15 protein-coding genes are annotated in these 25,075 nt (G+C 46.2%); 10 read left to right on the top strand and 5 right to left on the bottom strand.

Going from position 1 to position 25,075, the window contains the following annotated elements:
• The first annotated feature begins 55 nt into the window (after positions 1–55).
• Positions 56–349 (top strand): hypothetical protein, encoded by a 294-nt coding sequence (locus NWE73_RS14845; protein ID WP_277579129.1) that lies wholly within the window; start codon positions 56–58, stop codon positions 347–349.
• Between the two features lie 36 nt (positions 350–385).
• Here NWE73_RS14845 and NWE73_RS14850 read toward each other — a convergent pair whose 3' ends face one another.
• Both NWE73_RS14850 and NWE73_RS14855 read right to left on the bottom strand, forming a co-directional pair.
• On the bottom strand, positions 386–763 hold the full coding sequence (locus NWE73_RS14850; protein ID WP_277579130.1) for a response regulator: 378 nt from the start codon (positions 761–763) through the stop codon (positions 386–388).
• Between the two features lie 3 nt (positions 764–766).
• A complete protein-coding gene (locus NWE73_RS14855; RefSeq protein ID WP_277579131.1) occupies positions 767–2,614 on the bottom strand; it encodes a PAS domain-containing sensor histidine kinase in 1,848 nt (615 codons plus the stop codon).
• Between the two features lie 139 nt (positions 2,615–2,753).
• On the opposite strand from NWE73_RS14855, the gene NWE73_RS14860 reads away from it, so the two are divergent.
• From NWE73_RS14860 to NWE73_RS14870, 3 genes are all read left to right on the top strand, one after another.
• Complete coding sequence (locus tag NWE73_RS14860) at positions 2,754–3,419, top strand: substrate-binding periplasmic protein (protein WP_277579132.1); 666 nt, start codon at positions 2,754–2,756, stop codon at positions 3,417–3,419.
• A gap of 41 nt (positions 3,420–3,460) precedes the next feature.
• Positions 3,461–4,291 carry a TfoX/Sxy family DNA transformation protein gene (locus NWE73_RS14865; protein WP_277579133.1) on the top strand — a complete coding sequence of 277 codons (831 nt, stop codon included), beginning with the start codon at positions 3,461–3,463 and terminating at the stop codon, positions 4,289–4,291.
• A 78-nt stretch (positions 4,292–4,369) separates the two neighbouring features.
• Positions 4,370–4,735, top strand: coding sequence for a hypothetical protein (locus tag NWE73_RS14870; protein WP_277579134.1), 366 nt, complete (start codon positions 4,370–4,372; stop codon positions 4,733–4,735).
• Between the two features lie 10 nt (positions 4,736–4,745).
• Here NWE73_RS14870 and NWE73_RS14875 read toward each other — a convergent pair whose 3' ends face one another.
• Entirely contained in the window at positions 4,746–9,518 is a 4,773-nt protein-coding gene (locus tag NWE73_RS14875) for a tail fiber domain-containing protein (protein WP_277579135.1), read from the bottom strand.
• A gap of 185 nt (positions 9,519–9,703) precedes the next feature.
• Between NWE73_RS14875 and NWE73_RS14880 the strand changes: the two genes are divergently transcribed.
• Together NWE73_RS14880 and NWE73_RS14885 are read left to right on the top strand one after the other, a co-directional pair.
• Positions 9,704–10,096: a helix-turn-helix domain-containing protein gene (locus NWE73_RS14880; protein WP_277579136.1), complete on the top strand. Its 393-nt coding sequence runs from the start codon at positions 9,704–9,706 to the stop codon at positions 10,094–10,096.
• Positions 10,097–10,276: 180 nt separating this feature from the next.
• A complete protein-coding gene (locus NWE73_RS14885; RefSeq protein ID WP_277579137.1) occupies positions 10,277–14,692 on the top strand; it encodes a beta strand repeat-containing protein in 4,416 nt (1,471 codons plus the stop codon).
• Between the two features lie 3 nt (positions 14,693–14,695).
• On the opposite strand, the gene NWE73_RS14890 is transcribed toward NWE73_RS14885, so the two are convergent.
• Positions 14,696–15,538 (bottom strand): hypothetical protein, encoded by an 843-nt coding sequence (locus NWE73_RS14890; RefSeq protein ID WP_277579138.1) that lies wholly within the window; start codon positions 15,536–15,538, stop codon positions 14,696–14,698.
• 169 nt (positions 15,539–15,707) lie between these two features.
• Between NWE73_RS14890 and NWE73_RS14895 the strand changes: the two genes are divergently transcribed.
• Positions 15,708–16,928, top strand: coding sequence for a hypothetical protein (locus NWE73_RS14895; protein WP_277579139.1), 1,221 nt, complete (start codon positions 15,708–15,710; stop codon positions 16,926–16,928).
• A gap of 48 nt (positions 16,929–16,976) precedes the next feature.
• On the opposite strand, the gene NWE73_RS14900 is transcribed toward NWE73_RS14895, so the two are convergent.
• On the bottom strand, positions 16,977–19,391 hold the full coding sequence (locus NWE73_RS14900; protein ID WP_277579140.1) for an arylsulfatase: 2,415 nt from the start codon (positions 19,389–19,391) through the stop codon (positions 16,977–16,979).
• Between the two features lie 204 nt (positions 19,392–19,595).
• Between NWE73_RS14900 and NWE73_RS14905 the strand changes: the two genes are divergently transcribed.
• From NWE73_RS14905 to NWE73_RS14915, 3 genes are all read left to right on the top strand, one after another.
• Positions 19,596–20,744 carry a formylglycine-generating enzyme family protein gene (locus NWE73_RS14905; RefSeq protein ID WP_277579141.1) on the top strand — a complete coding sequence of 383 codons (1,149 nt, stop codon included), beginning with the start codon at positions 19,596–19,598 and terminating at the stop codon, positions 20,742–20,744.
• Between the two features lie 168 nt (positions 20,745–20,912).
• On the top strand, positions 20,913–21,785 hold the full coding sequence (locus NWE73_RS14910) for a hypothetical protein (RefSeq protein WP_277579142.1): 873 nt from the start codon (positions 20,913–20,915) through the stop codon (positions 21,783–21,785).
• 155 nt (positions 21,786–21,940) lie between these two features.
• On the top strand, positions 21,941–25,072 hold the full coding sequence (locus tag NWE73_RS14915; protein WP_277579143.1) for an efflux RND transporter permease subunit: 3,132 nt from the start codon (positions 21,941–21,943) through the stop codon (positions 25,070–25,072).
• Positions 25,073–25,075: the final 3 nt, after the last annotated feature.

Raw genomic sequence — 25,075 nt, forward strand, 5'->3', positions numbered from 1 at the left:
TTGTGTTGTTCAGACATATATTGAAGAAACAATTTTAATCTGAAAGGACTTTCAAATGAAAAGCACTCTTCTGGCGGCACTCGTTGCAATAACCTTTGGCGCAACACTTTCACATGCTGCCGACACAGCAAAAAAATCAACGACATCCAAAGCTCCTCCCATGGAGTGGACGGCCGTGCAAAGAGAAAATATGGCGAAGATGCATGAAAGCATGGCAACCTGCCTTCGTTCAAGCAAGTCTATGAGCGACTGTCGTGCTGAAATGAAAACTTCTTGTAAAGAAATGGGGAAAGAAGGCTGCCCAATGCACGGCAAAGGTCACCACGGCATGATGTCTGAAGAATGGTAAGCCCAATGAAAGGCTCGCACTCCTGCGAGCCTTCTCTTAATTGTGACTGATCCCCTCCACGATGCGATCAATCAAGGTCTCACCCTCCATTGGTTTCGAGAGAATATCCACAACGCCATACTTTTTGACGTCATCCAAGTTGACATCACTATAGCCAGTTAAAAAGAAAACCTTCGGCGGCTTCAAATACCGATCATGAATATTTTTGGCAAGAGTGATCCCATCGCCGTCAGGCATGCGCACGTCAGTGAGAAGCACATCAATTTGATTGTCTTTAAGAACATCCAAGGCTTTGCGCCCGCTGGAGGCCTCAAAGACTTTGGCGCCTTCATACTCAAAGAGATCTTTGAGTATCTCACGAATCATCACCTCATCGTCGACAACCAACATATTCAGGTTCGCAAGTTTCTTCATCGTTCAAATATTCCTTTGCCCGACTTCATTATGAAACATCGGAATTTCAAATACAAACTTTGTGTTCTTACTTTCTTGATCCAACCATAAATGCCCCCCATGGTCTTCTATAATCCCCCTGGAAATACTGAGGCCTAAACCGGTTCCTTTGCCTATTTCCTTGGTTGTAAAAAACGGTGACATGACTTGTTCGGCCAATTTGGGAGGTATCCCTTGTCCGCTGTCCAAAACAGCAAATCGAATCTTACCTGCGACAGTTTCCCGAACGTCGATGGAGACCCATTTCTCTTCAAGTTTCTCTAAGGCATCAAAGGAGTTATTCAATAGGTTGATCAACACTTGAATGATCTGTCCCGGCCTACACATAAAAGTCAAATCCGCGCGGACCTCCACACGAATCTCCACTCCATGCTTAGAGAAACGTTCCTTACACAAAGCCAGTGTCTGACTGACCAAATCAGAAGCTTGCACCAATGAAAAAGGATCCTTTTCGCCAGATCTGGCAAAACTGCGTAGGCCCCTGACCACGCTGCCAATTCGATCTGAGGTTTGTCCGATTTTCTCCAACTCTTCCTGAATGCTCGTCCTCGAGAAATTCACATCGGCGAGCTTGCGCTGCAAGGTTTCCACTTTTCCTTTTATGATAGCTAAAGGATTGTTGATTTCATGAGCGACTCCTGCGGCCATAATTCCCAAAGAGGCCATCTTCGAGGACTCGATCAAGGTTTTCTCTGCTTCTCTCCGCATTGTGATATCAAATCGAATAGCGATAAACTGTCCCACCTTACCCCGAGCATCTGGGATTGGAACGATGATGGTGTCGACCCAGTAGAGAACCCCGTTTTTCTTTCTGTTGCAGATCTCCCCGTGCCAGGGTTTCCCCTCTAGAATTGTTTGCCACAGCTCTGCAAAGAACTCCGGTGGATGAAAACCTGAATTGAGTTTGTGATGACTGTGCCCCAGAAGCTCCTCTTTTGAATAACCAGAAACTTCTACAAACTTCTCATTCGCATAAGTGATCGCTCCCGTGGAATCCGCGATTTCCACCATGGCTGTAAGATCCAATGCTTCGACCAACAGAGAGAACCGACTTTTCTCCAATTCCAGGGCATTGAAGGCTTGAAGAAGTTCGCTTTCAATTCTCTTCATTTTGCTAACATCAGTCACAACAACAAAGAAGCCGACTATCTGCCCCCCTTCAATGTCTGGAATATAGTTCGCCAGAGTGGCGCGGCTTCCTCCCTGTGGCAAAGGTATTTCCCGCTCGAAGGTTTGAAACTCCCCCGCAAGCGCTTTCTCCATATATCCAACATTTGCCGCGAAAAGTTTTTCACCTATGACCTCGCGGATATGTTTTCCTCTAATCTCCTGAGGCTTCACCAAGAAATATTCATAATACGCTTTGTTAGCAAATTTATTGCGAAGATCGCGGTCCCAATATCCAATCATCGCAGGAACACCGTCGAGAATTTTTATAAGCATATTATTCTCGAAGGAAATTTTAGAACCCGAATCCCCCTTTCGCCCACTTCCATAGAAAAGCTTCGTCTGGGGGCTCATGCAAAATATCCAGTTCACTAAAAAATACTCCTCTGACTTAGTGCTCTGACGCAGGGAGAATTCCTTGGGGCCCGCGCCCTCATCAAAAGAATGTGACTTCAAGTATAACGAAACAGCTTCAACATCAGCGGGATGAACGAAATCAAAAAACGAATTTCCTGTAGATTCCTGGGAGCGCCCACTCAGGCTTTCATGCCAAGCTGTGTTGCCCTCGACAATTCGACCTTGGGAATCAAGGATCACTAGCAGATCTGGAGACAGTTGAAAGAAATCATTATGTAACTCGGGCATATCTCTCCCAACAACTTCAGGTCGATTTATTCTCGCATTTCTACATATATCGGGGCAAATAAATCTCAAGATCACAAACATCTGACACTTGATTGTCGGGAAACTCGCCACTACTCTTAGAACCATGATACTTTGTCTTTTGAAATTCTTTTTCAGTCTCAACACTCTGGCGCATGCCGCCGAAGTTCCATTGAAGATTGCTATGTCAGATGTTGGGCCCTTCAGCTATTCTGTTGATGGAAAACTTCACGGCCTGAATTATGATATTTTGAAAGATATTTCAAAACACTCCGGCATTAAGTTCAGCTTTCACCTTTACCCTCATATTCGTTTGGTCAATTCTCTCAGCAACATCAAACCGGATCTTGCAATTGTCTTTGAAGATTCCTGTCTGAAATATAAAAGTGAATATGAAGTTCAAACGAAACTATACACTTCGAAACCGACGCTCTTTTTAACAAAATCCGCCAACACTGATTTGTCCAAACTTCGAATTGGCCTGATTCGTGGTACATGCGTGGACCTTTCGACGAAATATCTGAAACACGAACTGGTCATGGACATCGCCGACATGGGACAAGCTATGGAGATGCTTAAAGGGGGGCGAATTGATGGTGTCTGCGGTCTTCCTTTGGTTGTTAAATTCAATCTCGAAAAAGTAAACTATCCATCAACCCTGCTTAAAAGCCACACCGACAGTAAAATCCTGCAAGCTGTTCTATGCCGAAAAAGAGAACTGCCTGAGAACACCAAAAGAAAACTCGAACTGGCGGTCAAAGAGATTAAAATTCCTAAGATTGATTAAAAAGTCTTTCATTTCACAGCCCAAAAATAATATCCTCAGTTATGGCAAAAGAACCTCAAGAACTTAAATGGATTGAAAGTCTTCTTCCCGACGAGGGAGTTCGCCGCAAGGCTATGTTCGGAGGCTTTGCCTATTATCTCGCCGACAAACTTGTTTTGGTGACCTTCGAAACACCGGGATATCGAAGCTATCGCAACCAAACTTACGATTATGAATTGTGGTATGGCTGTATGTTTCCCTTGGAACGGGAACATCATGAAAAAGCTCTGAAACAATTCCCCGAGCTAACTCCCCACCCCATTCTACCAAAATGGCTCTATCTTCCTCTGGATACCGAAGGCTTTGACGATCTTGCTTCTGAAATCATGGCTCAAGTCATTAGACCACATAGCTATTGGGGCAGCTTTCCCAAAGCAAAATCTAAAAAGGCGAAATCTACGAAAGCTAAATCCGCTAAAGCCAATGCAGAGAAGATTTCAACCAAGATCGACACTCGCAAGCCCCGTCTTTTTTCCGACGAGCCTGCGGAGTCTGTTCTGCAAAGTGCCCAAAAGATTTCTGATCTAAAAAATCTAGGCGCCGTGAGTGAGCGAGAGTTCCTTAAGGCTGGCATCAAGACAGCGCCAAAATTCATACAGCTAGGATGGAAGAAAGCTTTGGTTAAATTGATCAAGGTCAATCCCAAGAATCGCCATTCGATCTTTGCCTATGCCTTAATTGGCGCTTTGACCAACAAAGAATGGAATCGAATTTCCGACCAGGAAAAACAGGAAGCCCGGGAGTTTGTAAAATCCCTGCCCTCCGCAAAGGGCAAGGCTAAGGTTAAGGCCAAAGCCAAAGCGAAGACCAAAACCACCAAACGAGGCAAATAATTTTTTCAGTCGACTTCGGACTGCTTGCCTCTAAAGGCCCTTTTCTATAATCCAACTGGCTCCCCTAGGAGTCCAATCGTGAAATTCGCCCTCAGCTCAGCCCTTTTTATCTCTTCATTGTGTTTCAGTGTATTTGCCCAAGCTTGGTGGATGGGCGGCGACTCGATTCGTGTCACTTGCGAGGCTGATAAAGAGATCTTCCCTGAGATCACATCGATCACCGTTACAGGGAAGATCGTGACTCTTGAGCTTTCCCAACAAACAGAGACGCACAGCATGTCTATGTGGCAGACCGGCAATAGCAAGGCTTGGGGCGACAAGCAGATTAACTTATTTGTAGCCCTCCAAAGAAGCTCGTTCGGAAACTACCATGCTGGCACTTTGACTTTGCTTAAAGCAAATCCGGTCCAAGACATTCCGCTTTGGTGTTATCCGGTTTACTGAAACCTCGCCTTTATTGACAGAAAGGCGCCTCGGGATCTTTTTTGCATAGATATGACTTGATCATCTTGTTCTCAGATTTCAACTGCTTATTTTCCTCTTCAACAGAAGAAATTCGTCGTGACTGATCCATCAAAACTTTATGATCTTCAAACCAACGCGCATAGAATTCTTTGAAGCCGTTGATCAACATATAGGTCAAAGCCCCGTAATTAACCTGCGTCAGCTCAGTTTCCTTGTCATCTGAAGGATTCAATTTGGTTTTTACTTTAGCGGTAATTTGTGGGGCTACTTTTTCTACATCTTGAGCGATAAAACCAATACGATCATTTTTATCCTCAAGGGTTCCACCCTTACCGTTATATTTGAAATACACCGGATGAAGGCCCAAAAGCTGTTCAAGACCGATATTGAAACTATGAACATCTTTTTTTACTCTTTGATCCGAAAGACAAGTTCCCAAAGTGGACGAATTATAGTTAAGACAACCAGCCAAAGTTGCGTTACCAGCTGTCGAAAGAACCAAAGGAACAGTAGCAGTAGCTCCAGCAGTGGAAGCCGTCGTCGTAAAGAAGTTCAAACTTCCATCACCCGAAGTCGCCCCCACACCCCACTTACGAGCAGCACCGGCACTCAACTCAAGAGCTGTCGAAGTCGAAGTATCATCCCCAAAGCTAGCCACTTTCTTCCAATTGGACGTCGTCCAAACCACCCCTGGAACAACTTGCAATGCCGCAATTGGCGTCGCGGTTCCGATTCCGACATTTCCGGACGAATTTAGAATGATGGATCCAGCACTATTTGCAATTTTAACTTCGTAACCAGCGATATTTGTAGCAAGTCCGATAGATTTTCCTGTATTTGAACCTTCACCAACCCACCAAGTTTCTGTTCCTGCCGAGTCCTGACCTGAAATCCATCCAGCGTAAGCATTGGCGGAATTCAAATTTGCAGTGTCTTGTAACTTAATGACCGGGTTTCCCGCGCCAGCGACATGCAAAATTGAAGCAGGGGCTGCTGTCCCTATCCCGACGTTACCGCTGGATGCTATGGTCATTCTTCTCAAGGGAGTATTGTCTGCAGTCCCAGATACAGACGCTGCAGCTGTATAGAATTGAATGTCAGAGTCACCAGCTCCAGTTGATATTCCCGACTGCAAAATGAGATTCCCGCCGTGACCATCTGTCGTCCCTAAGATGGGCGCCCCGGCATTGATAACCAAGTCAGATTGAGTGGAGCTATTCCTTTCCATTCCGATACTTCTGGCAGCCCCGCCTCTAAAGGTAATATCATAAGCTGGATTTGCCACACCCAGAGACAGCTTATAGGCTGAATTTCCAACTTTCATATATGAATTTGTGGAATCAATGAAGAGCAAATTTGTAGAGGAACCGCAGTCAGTGGTTGAGCATTTTGAAAAGGTCAGACTATTTGAGTTCCACAAGGTTCTCATAATGCTGGCGGCGCCTCCATCAAAAATGAGATGAGGCCCCAAGGCAGTATTTCCTAATACGAGTGAATTATAAATCCCGGTATAGTTGGTCGACGGATTTCCAATCAATCCAGTTCCATCAACTGTCAGCTTCTGAGAGGGCGAGGTTGTGCCAATACCGACATTTCCTGCAGAAGTAACTCTCATTCGTTCAGCAAGACCAGATGTGTTGTTACCCGTTTCAAAAACAAGAGATGACGGAACATTCCCCGCACTCGGAGCCGTGTCGACTTTCCCAAAAATACGTGCTCCATTTGTATAACCAGATCCGTCATAACCACCAAAAGAAATTTTCCCAGTAAAGTCATTGAGCAAGGAAGCCGTTGCCGCACCAGTAGTCCCTCTCGAGCTGAGAAGGTTAAGAGATGCTGAGTAGTCCGGTCCTGACGAATTTGCTCTTTGAATTGTCGCCATGCCCGCATCACCAGAAATATGGAGCATCGCCGATGGGCTCGTCGTTCCAATCCCAACATACCCTGTATTATCAATCGTCATACGGGTTAAGCGCGAAGTTGTACCATTCAAGGTTGTTCCAAAATCTATTTTAGATCCTTGGGCTGTTGCGGTGAAATTTTCCGCAGCCGAAATTTGTACAGCACCTGTATTTCCACCAAAAGCTCCGCCGGAATGATATCCCGTCGCATACAGCCCCATTATGCGGTCACCAGACTGCACGGCTGTCGGAGAGGCAACAGTCCCTCTGGATTTAAAGTAACCCATAGCTGCACCATTTGTATCACTCGATGCTTGTTGAATTCGAATCCATGCACTTGTATCACGAACTACATCCAAGGGAGCTGCTGGTGTAGTTGTCCCAACCCCGACATTACCACCGCTTGGGGCTAGAATGATTTTTCCCTTAGTTGCATCAGAAGTTGAATCCAAAGTTAAAGTTCCACTCGCCGCAGAACTTCCGTAAATAATCGGAGTGTACATACTCGTCGCGGCAGACACACTTCCACTTGAATAGATATTGCCACCCGCATTGATGTTCCCACCAATACCCACACCACCGCTGACGACCAGAGCACCATTATTCGACGCTGTTGATGCGGTTGCATTTGTGATCGTCATCACACTTGGTGAAGTAACCACACCAGTCCCCGATGATTGCAGAGTCACATTTTGATCTGTACCGCCAGCGGCGACAATCACTGCGCCCGAAGAATTCGTCGTTACGTTCGAACCACCGGCTGAAGTTGTTAAGCTCACCCACGCTCCGCTTTGATAAATCTCTGCAAAGTTAGTCGTCGTGTTATAACGAAGCATCCCGTTCAATGGAGAAGCCGGCTGCTGCGCCGTCGTACCATTCGGCATGCGAAGGGCATCCGTTTTTGAACCCATATCCAATGAAACAGATGGAGAGGTCGTACCAATACCAATATTGCCGGCAAAATAGTTTTTAGCAGTGGTGCTTTGTTGATAGAGACTATAATGATTCGTAACCGAGCCACCGACATTTGGCGACCCGAGGAAAATGTCATAGGAATTAGTGATCGTTCCACTCTTATGATAGGGAGTGATCACAATACCAGATGCCGTCGTCGTAACAGGAGTCTTTGCTCCGATGCTATTGTGTCCATAGTCAATTTGAATGCCCTGTGCTGTGCCCAAGCTACCAGAGTCTTGAGTCGCGCTTGCCGTGTTGTTTCGCATGGAAGCAAAATAGGCTGCAACAGCTTTGTTGGTATTTGTCGTTCCATCAGCAACTTGAGCCAATACATTGACGTTGAGTCCCGTGTTCTGACGAGCCACCCCGTCGGTGCTGATATTTCGAAGCTCAATAGAACTCGCGTAGGTAATATTGTTAACAGCTGACTTTTGACTACCATTTAAGTCGTCAACAAAGACATCTACGTAACCCAGACGACTTGCCCAAAGATAGTTCGTCGGATCGTTGGTAATAAATGTTCGACCATTCACTTGAAGTTTTTCTAATGGAGTCGTTGTACCAACGCCCACATTTCCAGAGGCCCGATAAACATGAGTTCCATCCGTTTGCCAAGCGCCAACATCAGCGCCCAACTTCGCAGCCGTCACGGCACCATTTGCAATAGTTGTTGCCACACTTCCCGCAGGGCTAGTCACATCACCTGTTAATCCAGGCATGCGAGCAGATGCAATTGTTCCTGCTGTGATCTGATTCGCATTGATCGCAATTGTGTTACAAACAAATGTGTCTGTGACTGATGTCCAATTCAAAGTCTGGTTCGCCGCACAGGTTGAAGGCATTTGCGCCAAATCCACTTTGCTGTTCAATGAGGTTGATAGCCCCGTGATATCAGAAAGTGCCAACGTCGCCGGTGTCCAACTTGTTCCCACATATTTCATTACCTGACCAGCCGTAGGAGCCGTCGCACTCACCGTAATGCCTTGAACTTTCGCCACCGAAGGATTTGGATAAGTGCCCGAAAGATCTCCTCCAGCACTTCCACCTGGAGCCACGCCCGCGATAGCCACATTTCCTGCAGCAGTTAAGCGACCTTGCGCATCAACAGTAAAACTGGGAACTTGTGTTGCGGAACCATAAGAACCTGCAGTCACCGCAGTATTTGCAAGACTGATTGTTCCGATTCCAGTAACCGGTCCACCAGTAAGTCCAGTCCCGGTGGAAACACTTGTCACAGTTCCACCACTGGCTCCGGAAACACCCGAACAGCCGAATTTTTTTGTAGCCGCATCCCAAGTTAAAAACTGACCGCCGTCACAAGAAACGCTGCCGGTTCCAGGATTGTTGATTTCCGATTTAAGAATGAATGACGATGAGTCGTAAGATCCTAACTTTTGCGCCGACAAAGAATACCCAGCGAAAGGAACAGAGCGAATCACAGAGTCTGGTGAAATCATTTTCCAACCAGTCCCATCATAAAAAGAAACGCGCAATTTTCGCGAATCTCCATTCGAGGGATTGTAACTGCCAGATCCATTAGCACAAACGTAGTTGCTACCTACCAACGAACAACTTCCACAATTGAATGAAGGTGTCGCGTTGTTAAACGCATCTAAAACTGTGAATGTACCACTTAACGGATATTGAACTGTTCCGCCGCCAATAGGCACATCGAAAACACCACCGGAGTTAACCATGCTATAGCCTGTCACTTGCTCTTGATAAATTACGCAAGAACCAGCGGGTTCTGTGATCTGAAAAAGGAAACTCACAGCACCGTATTCCAATGGAGTCCCATCTGATTTAAGAATACGACCTTGATATGTTAAAACTGACGGCGATGCATAAGATAGCGCCGAGAAAAGAAGAACCTGTAATAGCAGTACGCACCGTAGGAGATTCATAAAGGACTTTTCGGTCCTCTTAACAGAATCCTGAAGGACCTTCGTTCGACTTTGAGAAAATTAGTGTTTAAACTAAGGCAAAAAAACGTCTTCCGCTCCAACTTCTCTCCTGGAGCAGTCGTCTCTCATTTAATCTGAAAAATAATACTTAAAAACAGAAAGAAATATCATAAATTCCTTCAATCATGAATGAAGCTACTATTTCCGTCTCAGATTTTCTCAATGAGTTGTTTCAAAAACGTCGCTCTTTAAATCCTCGCTATTCACAACGAGCCTTCGCCCGGGACCTTGGACTGTCGTCAGGCCGTCTGTCAGAATATCTCAGCGACAAAAATATTCCAGGCCCCTCTAGTATCGAAGCCCTGCGAACTCGACTTTCGCTAGACGATCAGCAGTACAAGGCCCTCCTTCAGGCTGTAGAGCATTCAAAATCAATTAGCGCAGAGAAATCAAAACCCGTTGTACTCGCGCCTCATCATCTCGCGCAATATAAGCAGTCAACACCCATTCTGCAGTTTCCTGGGAGCACCAGCCTCGACCTGCATGACTCAAGACTTCATTTGTCTATTACACTTTAGAAATTAGCTAGGGTGGCGTCCCGACCTACCATTGATTTTATTCGCAAAGCTCAACTTAGCATCTGCTTCACTTGTTGAAGGGAGCAGATGCTTCATCCATCCACTGGAGAGCACAAATAGAAGTGCCGATCACATTCCAGTAGGAATTTTTCGAATTATTTTTGGAAGGGATAACAATAGATGAAAATCCTGTACGTTGTGATGAATCTCATTTTATTCTTCCTTGTTGGATTTGCACACGCCAGCCCTCAAAGTCTGACCTATCAAGGTCGGATCATGAAGTCTGATGGGACACCTTTAGAATATAATAACGTTTCCTTTATTTTTCAGATCACTGATTCCACCGGGCAATGTTTGCTTTATCAGGAACAAGTCAATGGCATCAATATGGAAAACTCCAACGGAGTTTTTGACGTATCAATAGGACAAGGTACTGTCGTCTACCCAACTTCAGGCTCATTTTCAATTCTCGATGCTTTCAACAACTCCGGGTCCTTCACCTGCCAAGGTGGCGTTCCCTATATAGCCTCCGTCACCGACTCAAGAAAACTTCGCGTTCAGTTTCATGATGGAGTGGGTTGGAAACTGATCAGTCCTGACTCAACAATTCGTTCTGTTCCCTTTGCTGGCTACTCCATCTCCGCCCAAAAACTCGGCAACAATGTGGCCACAGACTTTGTTCTAAAGACAGGAATTCCCACTTGCGCCAATGGCACTTTCTTAAGCTGGGATGGCATGCAACTCAGTTGCCAAGCTGCGAGTGCAGCTTCCGCTGGAACGGTCACAAATGTCACTTCTGCCAACGCCTATATTACAATCACGAACGGAGCCTCCACTCCACAAATAGCTTTGAACGTTGGCACCACAGCAAACACAGTTGCGTCCGGCAACGATGCACGTCTGGTGAATGCCATCCAAGTTGGTGCCGCCGCAAATGGTGATTTGGCAGGAACCTATCCAGGACCTACGGTCATCGCACTTCAAGGTGTTCCCGTTAGTTCTACAACTCCCACCATGGGACATTTTTTAAAATTCAACGGCACAAATTGGCTCAGCAGTGCAATTGCCATCTCAGATGTCACAAATCTTTCAACTCAGCTGTCTGGATATATGACTCAGGCGGCCTTCAATACTTCGATCGCCAGCGCAAGCTGTTCTGTCAGTCAAACGATGTACTGGAATTCCGTTTCTGGAAACTTCCAATGCCAATCCATTAATGTGGGGCTCGTGGGTGACGTGACAGGATCTATTGGCGCTGCGAAAGTTGTGGCCTTGCAGAACAACCCCGTGGATACAACAAATCCCACAAATGGTCAGGTTCTCGAATGGGATGGCTCTAAGTGGGCACCAACTACTTTACCAGCAATGAATCCTGGAACCGTGACAAACGTTTCGGGAACAGCACCGATTAGTATTGCAACAGGCACTTCAACTCCTGTTGTTTCAATTTCTCAGGCAACGACTTCTACGAACGGATATTTGTCTTCTACTGATTGGAATACCTTTAACAATAAGCAGGCTGCCGGCAATTACGTCACAGCTTTAACCGGCGATGTCACTGCTTCCGGCCCAGGTCCCGCCGCAGCGACAGTCGCAAAGCTTCAAGGCAGCACTCTGACGCTGACCTCTCCCGCCGATAAAGACTATTTAAAATTTAATGGCACCGCTTTTGTGAACTCTCCTCTTCTGGCCAGTGATTTGAGTGGAACTATTTCCGCGGCAAATCTTCCGGCATTCACTGGCGATGTTACTTCCTCCGTGGGATCAAGTACTTTAACATTGGCTGCTGCGGGAACTGCAGGAACTTACTATAAGGTGACAACAGACTCCAAAGGTCGCGTAACCTCTGGATCAGCAGCGTTAATAGCTGCGGACATTCCCAATCTTGATTGGTCAAAAATCACCTCTGGCACACCCACAACTTTATCGGGCTATGGCATCACCGACAGTTTAGTTAAAAACGGTGGCGGTGTTGGTACGATGTCGTCGGGAGTTGATGCAAGTAAACCAGCAAGCCCCGCAACGGGCGACCTCTTTGTCGCAACCGATACACAAAAGATCTATCGTTATAATGGAGCTTCTTGGGATCTTGTGAGTTCTGCAGGTGGTTCAGGTGGAACCATCACTGGCGTCACTGCCGGCACTGGATTAACTGGTGGAGGAACTTCTGGAGCAGTTACTGTAAATGTGAACGCGGGAACTGCCGCAAATCAAATTGTGCAACTTGATGGATCTGCAAAATTACCGGCCGTAGATGGCAGTCAGCTTACTAATTTTCAAGCTTCACAAATTCCTAATTTAAGCGCCGCTAAAATTACTTCCGGCACCTTGGCTGTTGCTCAAGGCGGTACAGGCGAAAGCACTTACACTGATGGTCAACTTCTTATCGGCAACACTGCAACAAGTGGTCTTACTAAATCCACTCTCACTGCTGGCAGTGGTGTTTCCATTACCAATACCAACGGTGCCATCACGATCGCCGCAACTGGATCAGGTGGAACTGTAACTAATGTCACGGGAACTTCACCGATCTCGGTTGCAGCTGGTTCTTCAACTCCTGTTGTATCGATTGCAAGTGGCTCCGCAACAGGACAAACTTTGCGTTGGGATTCGACTAATTGGTCAGCGACAAAATTGCTTTATACAGATTTAGTAAATGCAACAAGTTCAAGCCCATGGCCCGCAGCAACTTGTACCTCGGGACAAGCCGTGATCTGGAGTTCAGTAAGTGATGCCTTTGCTTGCTCAACTTTATCCATTGCAACTTCTCAACTCACTGGAACTTTGGCTGCAGCGCAAATGCCAGCCTATACTGGTGACGTCACTTCTTCTGCTGGTTCAACAACTCTAACCTTGGCTAACTCAGGTGCTACTGCAGGTACTTATAAATCAGTAACTGTCGATGCAAAAGGCCGTGTGACAGCTGGCACAAATCCTACAACTTTATCGGGCTATGGCATCACCGACAGTTTAGTTAAAAACGGTGGTGGTGTTGGTACGATGTCGTCGGGAGTTGATGCAAGTAAACCAGCAAGCCCCGCAACGGGCGACCTCTTTGTCGCAACCGATACACAAAAAATCTATCGCTATAATGGAGCTTCTTGGGATCTTGTAAGTTCTGCAGGTGGTTCAGGTGGAACTGTAACTAATGTCACGGGAACTTCACCGATCTCGGTTGCAACTGGTTCTTCAACTCCCGTTGTCTCAATTCAAAAGGCCGATGCCACTCATGATGGATACTTGGCGCAAGCGGATTGGTCTATTTTCAACAATAAATTGGGAACATCTCTAAGTTCGGGAAAAATTTGGGTCGGAAGTGGTTCCAGCGCAGCTGCCGAAGTCACTGTCAGCGGCGACGCCACTCTTGCAAATACCGGGGCATTGAGCATTGCTAACAATGCCGTCACGACTGCAAAAATGTTTGCAAATCCAGGAATCAATAGACTTGTTGCAACGGATGGAACAACTGGCAGCAATCTCGCGGCCTTTACTTGTGCCGTGAATGAGACTCTCACTTGGTCGGTGGCTAACGGCTGGCAATGTACTGCTCAAAGCTCTCTCAGTGTCGGGACCGCGACAAATTTTTCAGGAAACTTGGCGGGCGATGTCTCGGGAACACAAAGTGCTACAACCGTTCAAAAAATTCAGGGCCGCTCTGTGGCCTCAACAGCTCCTTCCGATGGCCAGGTTCTTAAGTGGAATGGGACTTCAAGTCAGTGGCAACCGGCAACCAGCGCCGGCACCGGCACCGTCACATGGATTCAAAAAAGCTCTAACTATACCGCTGTAGCTAACGATCACATTTTTGCGGATACATTCGGTGGCGCCTTCACGGTGACACTGCCCGCAAGTCCAAATGCAAATGACACTGTGACTATTGTCGATAGTACGCAAAATTTCTCAGCCAATAATCTAACAATCGGTTTTAATGGACAGAAACTAGCAGGCAAAGTCAATAACACCTGGGGATTGAGTACTCAAGGCACATCAATCACTCTGACATATCAAGACGCCACCGTTGGCTGGGTGGTCACAAACTATATGGCAGTCTCGACCCCTTACTCTACGGCCACCTATTGGAATCCTTCGGATAAAGATGCCAACATGATCCTGTCTAATAATAATCTTGATGTCACTAAAACCGGAGCATCTTGGGGCACGGTCAGAGCCAACACTTATCGCTCGAGTGGCAGCTATTATTATGAAATCAAAGTTGTCGCTATCAATTCCGGTACTCCAGCAGGTATGTTTGGTATTGCCAATTCATCCGCCACCCTGGGAAGCTATCTTGGAGCCGACTCCGGTGGTCTAGGTTATCAAGTACAAGGGTCTTTTACATATGGCGCGACTTATACGGGATCTAAACCCGCATTCGCCTTGAACGATGTCTGCGGAATTGCCGTAGACTTCACCGCTGGAACTTTGAAAATCTACAAGAACAACGTCTATCAAGGTCAATTCACCACCCTGCCGCCTGGAAATCTTTATCCTGGAGGAAGCATTGGAAATAGCGATACAACGACTAAGCTTCGCCTGGTCACGGCAGGAGCCAATCAAACCTATTCACCACCGGCGGGCTATTCCTCTTGGGATTGATATTTAGAATCTGCCGGTCAGATAGATCTGCGGCCCGAGATATTGATAGTTGAAGCTCCCTTTCCATTTGGCACCTTCAACATCAACGTCAAAGCTAAACCAGTTCACAGCTAAGCCAGCGCCCACATAGTTAGAAAACCACCAGTCAGTGTTAACATTGGCGGTGGCTATATTTCCCTGAAAATCCATATTCGAAGCTGCTACTTTGTATGAAAAGACCCCGATGTTCCCGCCAACGCTCCATTCTGGAAAAATATAATAAGTTAAATCCAGACCTATAAGCGGTAATGGCGCAACAGCATCTGCTCGCGCATGAGCGGCCCCACCTGCACCACCTACGGTTGCACTGCCATTGGCATCAAAAGTAATCGTAGACCACTGCAAACCAAAGGTTCCTGCAAACTCCCATTCGTCAGTTTTTATAAATGAAAAAGAATAGGAAATTGGTATCACCGTAAAGTCGATGGCCGAACTGACAGTCGCCCCTGCCGCATATGTATTGTCACCAATGGTAATGTCTTTATTCAACACGTGATCGCTACCCCGATGAAAGCCAAAGTAGCCCAGTGACAGACGATTACGGGGCGACATTCGCCAAGTGGCATTTCCCATAATGGTTGTTGTTTCGTGCTTGAAACCCAGGTCATCTTCCAGATTCACTTCATCGCCAATGGTGCCATTCGCGTTATCCACACGCAGTTTTGTGTCGAATGAAGGAAGAAAATATCCCAACTGGAATAGAAACATCTCTTCACCCGGATAAACCTCATCGGCAACAGCCGATTGTGGCATAATACAAAATATAAAGAGCCCAATTAAGGCCAATAAACTACGCGCTTTCTTCATGATGATCGTTCTCCGAATTCAGTCATCCAAGATACTTTGAAGACAATCATATTCATTAATGGCTTTTTTCGAATCTGCGTAAATGCACCAATGAGAAATTGTCTTTGTCATAAATCAAACGGATTTTCTCTGGTCCTCATTGCAACGACCAACTTATGCTCTAGCCATCATGAAAACATCACCCCACGGATCCAACATATTCAATACCCATCTCCTAAATAAAGAGCGAAATTTTTCATTGGTGCTCGGTGGACCTCTTTATCAGCTCTTGATGAAGGCACATCTGACAGGAGAAGCGCCACAAATAGTCCGACGTCGTATCATATTCTTTATCTTCGTAACTTGGGTTCCACTCATGGTGCTGTCCGCGCTGGAAGGATTTGCCTGGGGAAACAGTGTTAAACTGCCTTTTTTATATGACCTAGAGATGCACGTCCGCTTGCTGCTGGCTTTGCCGCTGTTGCTCATCGCAGAACTCGTCGTCAACAAACGAATGGGGCCCGTAGTGAGTCAGTTTATAGAACGGGGAATTATCCAAAAAATTGACCATGCTAAGTTCGATGCCGCCATTGACTCAGCAATGAGAATACGAAATTCAATTGCCGCCGAGGTTTTATTGATTGCATTTGTTTACGTGGTTGGCGTGGGCTACATTTGGAGAACCCAGCTAGTCATTGATGTTTCAAGTTGGCATGGCATAGCGGCCGATGGAAAAATGAAATTGTCTCTGGCTGGTTGGTGGCTGGGGCTTATAAGTCTTCCCTTCTTCCAGTTTTTACTTTTGCGCTGGTATTTTCGACTGTTCATCTGGACCCGTTTTCTGTGGCAGGTTTCGCGTTTTAAATTGAATCTGATGCCAATGCATCCGGATCGTTGTGGAGGCTTGGGTTTTCTGGCAGCAATAAGTCACGCGTTCGCTCCTTTGCTCTTGGCCCAGGGGACAATGCTTGCGGGAATGATTGGCAGCCGCATTTTCTTCGCCGGAGCAAAGCTCCCCGATTTTAAATTGGAACTTTTCGGATTGGTGGGGTTGATGGTCTTTGCCATTCTCGGCCCGCTCTTGGTGTTCGCTCCAGAGCTTGAAGAAGCAAGACGCAAAGGCACCCGCGAGTTTGGAACCCTGGCACAATATTATGTGCGCGAATTCGACAAGAAATGGCTTCGTGGCGGTGCCCCCAAGGAGGAACCGCTCATCGGGAGTGCAGACATCCAATCACTTGCTGACTTAGGAAATAGCTTCGATGTTGTCAAAGAGATGAAGCTGTTTCCATTCAACACGCATACCATATTGCACCTTGGAGTCGCCACGCTGCTACCTGTATCGCCTCTGCTGCTGACGATGTTTTCTCTCGAAGAACTGCTTCAGAATCTGCTGAAAATGGTTTTCTGAAAGACGGACAACACGCAGCTCAGATATTGACTGCGTGTTGTAGGGACTCTAGTCATTACTTGTCCTGTATTGTGCGCTCTGGCTCTCAGCCTGCTCTTGCGCCAATTTTTCCTTCATAGGTAGAGGTTTCAAGTCTACAGTTAACTTATTCAAAGTCCCCGTAAACTTAAAAGGCATATTGTTAGCATAATCTTCAATCACCGGCGTTCCTGTATCCTCCCCAACATCGAAGGTTTCATCCAAAGAAAATCGCACTCCGACCGTTCTGGGAATCTGCCCTTGAGCCACTTGTTTCCCATCTATGTATAGAGTTCCCGTCCCCCCTTTACCGATTCCTCCGCCGTTATAGGCAAAATCAAAGCGCAGTATGTGACGACCCGAAGGAACGACCTCAGAACTAATGACTTTGTACTTGTGTTGTTCTTGGTTCGAAAGTGCATGAACAAACATAGGCTTACCATTCAGCATCAATAATCCGAGTCCCCCGAATCGTCCCCCTAAAGTTGCCAAAACTCCCTCTGCCTTTTGGTCTTTGGCAATTTCTATATCTGCCGTGATTGAATAAGATCTGTTTTTAAAGTTAGGTGCCGAGCCCTCTGGAATACGAATCGCTCCCTCATGATAGACAAAGGTATCACGACCACGAGTAAGGCTTGGACGAATCGCTGGATCTGCCCGCTCTGCGAAACTCGAATCCAATGGAAGTACATTATATTTTGCAGCCTCTCGCCAGAATATATTTTGCAGTTCTTTCAATTTTTGCGGATTCTCGCCAGCCAGATTCTTTGATTCACTAAAATCCTTATCGACATTGTAAAGTTCCCAGGCAAAGTCTTCGGGGCTAGGTGACAGCCCTACGGTATCCCAGGGCAAGCGTTTAGGAGTGGTCGCAGCCACCCAACCGTCTTTATAGATCGCCCGGTTGCCAACCATCTCGAAATATTGAGTTGTATGTTTGGACTTCTCTTTGCTGTTATTGAAAGTATAAGCCAAGCTCGTCCCTTCAATTGGTTTTTGCTTCACTCCATTCAATTCTTTAGGGGCTTTAATCCCAACGACTTCATAGATAGTCGGAGCAATATCGATCACATGGGCAAATTGTTCGCGAAGAGTGCCCTTGTCATTAATTCTTTTGGGCCAAGAGATAACCATGCCATTGCGGGTACCGCCAAAATGCGAAGCCACCTGTTTAGTCCATTGGAAGGGGGTATCCATCGCAAGAGCCCAGCCAACTGGATAATGATTATAAGTTTTAGGACCCCCCAGCTCATCAATCATTGAGAGCAAGTATTTTATATCTTCAGTCACGCCGTTAGCCGCAGTAGCTACTTCATTTGTGGTTCCCTGCATAGTCCCTTCGGCACTCGCTCCATTGTCACCTTGAATATAAATGACGATTGTATTGTCGCTCTTACCAGCCTCAGCCACCGCATTCAAAACTCTGCCAATTTGAAAATCGACATGTGCCAATGCTCCTGCATAGACCTCCATCATACGTGAATAGACTTTCTTTTGATCTGCATTCAAAGAATCCCATGCAGGAATTTCTTTAGGTCGTGCCGTGAGTTGGGTGTCTGCAGGAATAACACCCATTTTTTTCTGACGTGCAAAGGTTTCTTCACGAACCTTATCCCAACCTTGATCAAATTTTCCTTTAAATTTCGCAATCCACTCTTTAGGCGCGTGATGAGGAGCATGAGTCGATGGCGTTGCGTAGTACACAAAGAATGGCTTGTCGGGCGCAACCGCCGCGTGATTTTCAATATATCGGATGGCATTGTCTGCAAGATCGTTCTCAATATGATAGCGAGGATTTTTTAGATGAGGCTCGATAGGCTGGGTTCCACTATAGAGGGCCGGAGCATAGTTATGAACATCGCCCCCAAGAAAACCATAAAAGTGATCAAAGCCCAAACTTGTTGGCCAAAGATCAAAAGGTCCAACAGAACTACTTTGCCAATCAGGCACATTATGATTTTTCCCAAACCAAGCGGTGCTATATCCATGTTGTCTTAAAACTTCGGCCATGGAACCAGCACTCTTCGGCATCAAGCTGCTATAGCCGGGGTAACCGGTGGCCATCTCTGAAATAACCCCTGTGGCAACACTGTGGTGGTTTCGTCCAGTCAAAAGAGCCGCCCTTGTCGGCGAACAAAGGGCTGTCGTATGAAATTTATTATAGCGAAGTCCATTTTGGGCCAGACGATCAAAAGTCGGTGTTTGGATCGGCCCCCCAAATGTACTGCTTGCGCCAAAGCCCGCATCATCTGTTAATATCAGGACAATATTCGGAGCATCTTTGGGCGGAGTAATCTCTTTGGGGAAATCAGACTTAGATTCTTTGACGGTTCGTCCAATCTTCCCTTTAAATGGCGGTTCCGGACGAGGCAAAATATCTTGTGCGTAGACTGAATTTCCAAATAATGTGACGAATGTAAATATCGAAGCCATGGACTTTTTCACAAAGGTCTCCTCCTACATCAAAGTAGATGATGCCTCACCAACTCGCAGGGCCTTACCTTTTCCATCTAAGATGCAAACACACATTTCAAAGAAGTGTTCCTTAAAACAGGCTCAAGACTTTGATTCAGGCACAAGTTTGTGGATAAGCAATTTGCCTTCAGCCCACGACTGTTATTCCATAGAGCATCCTTGAATGGAGGACCGATGCGTTTTCATCCTCTGGCCATCACGACTATCATCATATTCTTTTCCTTCGTGATGTATTTTAGTTTGGGCGCCGTTCACGCCACCAATTCAGACGAAACTCACACGTGGAATCCCAAAGGAGCGTATTGCCTCACTGAGACACCATCCCTATCTTTGCGTCGTCTTGCCCACGAGACAAATGATACAGGATCCTCTAAAGTAACTTCGTCGCAAAAAGTCCACGATGAAATGATCCTGATTCCAGCTGGAGAATTCTGGATGGGAGATTCTGAAGGACAGTTCCCCGATGCACGCCCACAAGTAAAAGTTCAATTGGATAGTTTTTGGATGGACAAGTACGTGGTCACCAACAAAGACTTTTCTTCATTTGTCGCGGCCACTGGTTATATTACACTCGCGGAACGCCCACTTTCCGCCGATGACTATCCTGAAGTGAACCCTGAAGATCTTCAACCGGCCTCCATTGTCTTTACTCCTCCCAATCACCCTGTCGTATTAGACAACAATATGGCATGGTGGAAGGTTGTGAGAGGTGCCGACTGGAAACATCCAACTGGTCCCGAAAGCAGCATTTCAGGAAAAGAAAATGCTCCTGTTGTACACATTGCCTACGAAGATGCCGAAGCCTATGCACGCTGGAAGGGCAAACGTCTGCCCACAGAGGCCGAATGGGAGTATGCCGCACGTGGGGGGCTGGACCGGAAGACTTATGTTTGGGGAAATGAAATTCATCCGAACGGAAAATTCATGGCCAATACCTGGCAAGGCGAATTCCCTGTACGAAACTCCGGTGAAGATGGCTTCACTGGTATCGCCCCTGTTGGCAGTTTCCCCGCAAATGGCTATGGACTTTATGATATGAGTGGAAATGTCTGGCAATGGGTTTCAGATTGGTACCGCCCTGACTATTTCAAAACCTTATCAGCACAAGGCCTTGCAAAAAATCCGCAAGGTCCCACAGACAGCTTTGACCCGCAAGAGCCTGGGATCAAAAAGCGGGTCCATAAGGGCGGCTCATTTTTATGCACAGATCAATACTGCGCACGCTTTCGTCCCGGATCACGAGGCAAAGGTGATATTTTATCTGGAACAAATCATCTGGGTTTCAGGCTGGTTCAATCCGCGAAGGTTCCAATTCACCATTAATCCACATCGAACCTAAGTCTGATATTCAATGTCTCATTTCTTAATTATTACGAAAATGCAACTTCACTTTACGGACAAAAGTTCCTCAATGCCCCATAATTCACACAAGACTATTACATCATTTGCTCTTCTCTGGTTTTCCCAGTGGCCCCCATATAATATTTAAGCATGAAACACTCACTTGCCATTCTTTTGGCGCTTCTATTCTGCTACAGCTTTCCAGCTGTGGCGAAAATGAAGTTCTTTTACCACCCTCCTGAGTCACCTCACGACGTCCGCTATGATTTTCACTGGGAGGTTTTACGAAGTGCTCTAGAAGTAACAGAAAAAAAATACGGCCCCTTCGAAATGACTCCCACCGTGATGATGACCGAAGAGCGACAGCTACGCGAAATCCTAAAGAAAGATCCTATGCTCACGGTCATGATTCGCGAAACGAATGAAGACTTCGAAAAGAAACTCACACCAGTTCGTATACCTATTGATCGCAATTTGATTGGCTATCGTATTTTTCTAATCCGAGGTGACAATCAGTGGAAGTTCTTAAAAACCAAATCCTTAACCGATCTCAAAAAAATCACACTGGGCCAAGGCAAAGGCTGGGGTGATGTTGAGATACTAGAGAACGCCGGATTTAAAGTAACTACGGAAGTTTACTACGATGATTTGTTCAAGTCCTTAGACAATGGAAAATTTGAAGCCTTCCCAAGAGGAGTGACGGAAATTGAGGAGGAGCTTAAAAAATTCAAAAAACTCTATCGTCATTTGGCAATTGAAGAGAATTTTTTAATTTACTACCCCCTTCCAACTTATTTTTGGTTCCCCAAATCCAACGAGGGGAAAGGAATGGCGCAAAGAGTGGAAGAGGGGTTTCGAACTCTCATTAAAAATGGCCACTATCAAAAGATCTTCGACAAATATTATGCTGCGAGTATTGCTGAACTCGGCTTAAAAAGAAGAAAGGTCATTCATATTGAGAATCCGTTCCTCCCCAGTACAGTTCCCTATGAAGATAAGGAACTTTGGTACAATCCATTCTAATTTAACGGCAAAATCCCAAATCCTGGCAATTTCAAGAGCTGGCAACCAGCTGCGTAACACGATATCAAGTTTTATGTCACAAAATTAAGGCGGCGTTCCTAGTACTCTGAATAGAGAAGCTATTTAATAGGGCTTCCTTTTACCCGGGGCATGCCATGTTAGATCGAATTATTCGCTTTTCTCTTACACACCGATTGCTTGTCATCGCTCTAGGCGCTCTGGTCACAGCCTATGGACTATTTATAGTCGGCCATATGCCTATCGACGTATTTCCTGACCTTAACAGACCGACCGTGAATATTATGACGGAAGCCCCCGGCATGGCTCCGGAAGAAGTGGAAACCCTCGTCACCCTTCCTTTAGAAACAGTTCTCAATGGCTTGCCTGGAGTCGAACGTGTACGCTCGGCGACAGGAATTGGACTTTCGGTTATCTATGTTGAATTCGCCTGGGATACAGATATTTATAGAAATCGCCAATTGGTCGCCGAAAAGCTTCAGTTGGCCAAAGAAAAACTTCCCCAAGGAGTCACTCCGGTTATGGGGCCCATCGCTTCCATTATGGGAGAAATCCAACTGGTTGGTCTCTCTTCACCTGACGGTAAAGTCACCCCTCTTGACTTGAGAACTTATGCAGACTGGACAATTCGTCCTCGCCTCCTTGCAATTCCTGGCGTGGCGCAGGTCATTGGCATCGGCGGTGGGGTCAAGCAATACCAAGTTCTTCTTTCCGCTGAAAAGATCCAAAAAGTCCAAATCCCTTTAGAAGAAATTGAAAAGTCCTTAGCTAAAATCAGCCTCAACACCACGGGTGGCTATATTGATTTAGAGAAGAAGGAGTTTTTAATTCGCAATATCGGCACGATTCGTTCAGAAGAGGATATTGAAAACACCGTCGTAGGTATGCATTTAGGCAGACCCGTCTTAGTCAAGGACGTGGCCGAAGTGAAGATTGGCGCGCAAACAAAGCGTGGTGATGGAAGTGTAAATGGCAAGCCCGCGGTCATTTTAAGTATTCAAAAACAACCAGGAGCGAGCACTGTTGAACTGACAGAAACAATCGACTCCGCCCTGAAGGAACTGGAAAAATCCCTGCCTCCTGGAGCTGTACTCACGAAGGACTTGTTCAAACAAGCACACTTCATTGAATCCGCTGTCGACAATGTTAAAGAAGCTTTGCGCGACGGCACAATCCTGGTTTTCTTTGTTCTTTTTCTGTTCCTTATGAACATTCGAACGACGGTGATCACCTTAACAGCCATTCCTCTTTCTTTTTTGGTGACGGCCATTGTGTTCCACTATCTAGGGCTCTCCGTCAATACGATGACACTGGGAGGTTTGGCCGTAGCCATCGGTGAACTCGTGGACGATGCAATCGTTGATGTGGAGAACGTCTTCAGACGCCTCAAAGAGAATAAAAATCTTGCGAAGCCTCTTCCAACTTTGCAAGTGGTCTACAATGCCTCTTCCGAAGTTAGAAACTCGATCGTCTTTGCTACCATCATTGTCGTTCTGGTCTTCCTCCCGCTTTTCTATATGAGCGGCATCGAAGGAAGATTGTTTATTCCACTGGGCGTGGCTTATATCGTTTCACTTCTTGCTTCACTTCTGGTCTCGCTCACGATCACCCCTGTTCTTTGCTCATTCCTGCTTTCTAAAGAGACACTCATCGAGCACGAGGACGGCAAACTTGTAAGAAAGCTCAAGGAGTGGGATCGCACTCTTTTAGTGAAAGCGTTGGACCATCATAAGACTGTTATTGGCGGCTCCCTGGCGCTTCTCGTTGCCTCATTGGCCCTAATCCCATTTATGGGGAAAGACTTCCTGCCTAAATTCAATGAAGGAACAGCCACCGTGACTGTCTTAGCACAGCCGGGAATATCCTTAGACGAGTCGAATAAACTTGGCACCCAAGTGGAAGAGCTCTTCCTCTCTATTCCCGAGATCAAATCCGTCGCCCGAAGAACTGGTCGAGCTGAATTGGATGAACATGCTGAGGGCGTACACTCCTCGGAGATTGACGTGGATTTTAAATCTGGAGGACGACCTCGCGAAGCGGTCCTGGAAGACATGCGCGCAAAAATGAAACAGGTTGAAGGTGTCTATGTAAATATCGGCCAGCCGATATCACACCGCTTAGATCATCTTCTTTCGGGAGTGCGATCACAAATTGCTATCAAAGTCTTTGGCACCGAGTTAAGTGTCCTCAGAGCAAAGGCCTCTGAAATCTATAAAGCGTTGGAAGGAACCGATGGCCTGGTCGATCTTCAAGTCGAGCAGCAAGTCTTGATTCCGCAAGTTAAGATTCAACTTCTTCGTGAAGAAGCTGCAAAGTACGGAATTGTTCTGGGCGAGCTTTCTGAAACATTGGAAAAAGCTCTGAATGGCGAAGTGATCAGTCAGGTTCTCGATCAACAAAGAACCTTCAACGTCTATATGAGATTCGATGACAAATCGCGAGCCAATCTTGACGTCATGAAAAAGACCGCCTTAAAAATCATGCCTGACGGAACCAAAATCACTTTGGAAAAAGTGGCCGACGTTTATGAATCGCAAGGGCCTAATCAAATTAATCGCGAAAATGCTCAACGTAGAATTGTGGTCTCTGCCAATTCATCCGGTCGTGACCTCAACAGCCTGGTTAATGAAATTCAAAAGAAAATCGGAGCCAAAGTGCAGCTCCCCGAAGGCTACTTCCTGCAGTATGGCGGACAATTCGAAAGTCAGCGTTCGGCCAGCAAGCTGATTCTGCTCTTGGGACTTCTTTCTTTAATTGGCATCTTTGTCGTGCTTTATGCCCACTTTAAATCGTCGTTTATCGCAGTTCAGATCATGTTAAATATCCCAATGGCATTGATCGGAAGTCTGATTGCCATCTATATTTCCGATCGAACCTTTTCAATAGCCACCATGGTGGCCTTCATCACACTTTGCGGAATCGCAAGTCGAAATGGCATCATGATGATCTCGCATTATTTGCATCTGATGAAATATGAAGGCGAACAGTTTACCAAGGAAATGGTCATCCGAGGATCGTTAGAGCGACTTGTCCCTGTCTTGATGACCGCGCTCACGGCGGTCTTGGGTCTCTTACCTCTGATCCTTGCCAAAGGAGATCCAGGCAAGGAAATTCTCCACCCTATCGCAGTTGTTATTGTGGGGGGCTTACTCAGCTCCACACTCCTTGACATGTTTGTTACGCCTACGGTCTTCTATCATTTTGGAAGAAAGTCAGCCGAAAAGAATTTGCAATCAAACGAAGTTACACTCGAACCTACTCACCATTAGGAG

The sequence above is a fragment of the Bdellovibrio svalbardensis genome, from assembly GCF_029531655.1.
GTDB classification, from domain to species: domain Bacteria; phylum Bdellovibrionota; class Bdellovibrionia; order Bdellovibrionales; family Bdellovibrionaceae; genus Bdellovibrio; species Bdellovibrio svalbardensis.

Bases quoted from the DNA above. Each gene is read 5' to 3' on its own strand.
- NWE73_RS14845 (WP_277579129.1), top strand. From the start codon at position 56: ATGAAAAGCACTCTTCTGGCGGCACTCGTTGCAATAACCTTTGGCGCA.
- NWE73_RS14850 (WP_277579130.1), bottom strand. From the start codon at position 763: ATGAAGAAACTTGCGAACCTGAATATGTTGGTTGTCGACGATGAGGTG.
- NWE73_RS14855 (WP_277579131.1), bottom strand. From the start codon at position 2,614: ATGCCCGAGTTACATAATGATTTCTTTCAACTGTCTCCAGATCTGCTA.
- NWE73_RS14865 (WP_277579133.1), top strand. From the start codon at position 3,461: ATGGCAAAAGAACCTCAAGAACTTAAATGGATTGAAAGTCTTCTTCCC.
- NWE73_RS14875 (WP_277579135.1), bottom strand. From the start codon at position 9,518: ATGAATCTCCTACGGTGCGTACTGCTATTACAGGTTCTTCTTTTCTCG.
- NWE73_RS14880 (WP_277579136.1), top strand. From the start codon at position 9,704: ATGAATGAAGCTACTATTTCCGTCTCAGATTTTCTCAATGAGTTGTTT.
- NWE73_RS14885 (WP_277579137.1), top strand. From the start codon at position 10,277: ATGAAAATCCTGTACGTTGTGATGAATCTCATTTTATTCTTCCTTGTT.
- NWE73_RS14890 (WP_277579138.1), bottom strand. From the start codon at position 15,538: ATGAAGAAAGCGCGTAGTTTATTGGCCTTAATTGGGCTCTTTATATTT.
- NWE73_RS14895 (WP_277579139.1), top strand. From the start codon at position 15,708: ATGAAAACATCACCCCACGGATCCAACATATTCAATACCCATCTCCTA.
- NWE73_RS14905 (WP_277579141.1), top strand. From the start codon at position 19,596: ATGCGTTTTCATCCTCTGGCCATCACGACTATCATCATATTCTTTTCC.
- NWE73_RS14910 (WP_277579142.1), top strand. From the start codon at position 20,913: ATGAAACACTCACTTGCCATTCTTTTGGCGCTTCTATTCTGCTACAGC.
- NWE73_RS14915 (WP_277579143.1), top strand. From the start codon at position 21,941: ATGTTAGATCGAATTATTCGCTTTTCTCTTACACACCGATTGCTTGTC.